At 56.9% G+C, this 562-nt stretch carries 1 protein-coding gene; it reads right to left on the bottom strand.

The window, feature by feature from the left end; translation table 11 throughout:
- A partial coding sequence (locus D0817_RS26675) for a hypothetical protein (protein WP_202866521.1) occupies positions 1–243 on the bottom strand: 243 nt, incomplete at its 3' end.
- Positions 244–562 lie beyond the last annotated feature (319 nt).

Raw genomic sequence — 562 nt, 5'->3', positions numbered from 1 at the left:
CGTGTACTTGCCGTCGGCCACGCGCCATTTGGTGAGCGCCTGGCCGGAGATCGAAAAACCCTTGTGGCGCGCCTGGATCTTGTAATGCAGGTCGGCAGATGGTGGCAGTTTGAATGCGCGCTTGACCGCGCTGTCGTCGTGCGCGCAGGCGAACGTGAGCGTGCCCGCCAGCGCCACGCCGAGCATGGCCCGCATGAATAAATTGCCGTTTTTTCCCGCACCAGCCATATCGCTTTCCCGCATCCGTGATTTCAATTTTAGTGACAGTATGGTGCAAATACCGCGCGCGCCGGGTTCCCTTGGTCTCGGAGCCTGTCGGACTTAGGATCGTCGGCTGCAAAAAGTGCTGGACGGTCCATATTTCGCCGCTTTCTCGGCCAATAGCTCGCTATTGGCACTGCGAAATCGTCAAAATCTGTCCTCGTCCAGCGTTTTTTTGCCTCGACCGTTTCGCTTCGACTCCCTAAGTCCGACAGGCTCCTAGGAATGATGGCCCAGCGGGATGTGCGCTTTACGCAGCGCGCATCACGCATTTTTTTTCAGGGAGTTTTTGCATGAGAAT

It is taken from the genome of Flavobacterium cupreum, from assembly GCF_003996965.1.
Taxonomy (GTDB): domain Bacteria; phylum Bacteroidota; class Bacteroidia; order Flavobacteriales; family Flavobacteriaceae; genus Flavobacterium; species Flavobacterium cupreum.
This window is presented reverse-complemented; position numbering and strand designations above follow the sequence as displayed.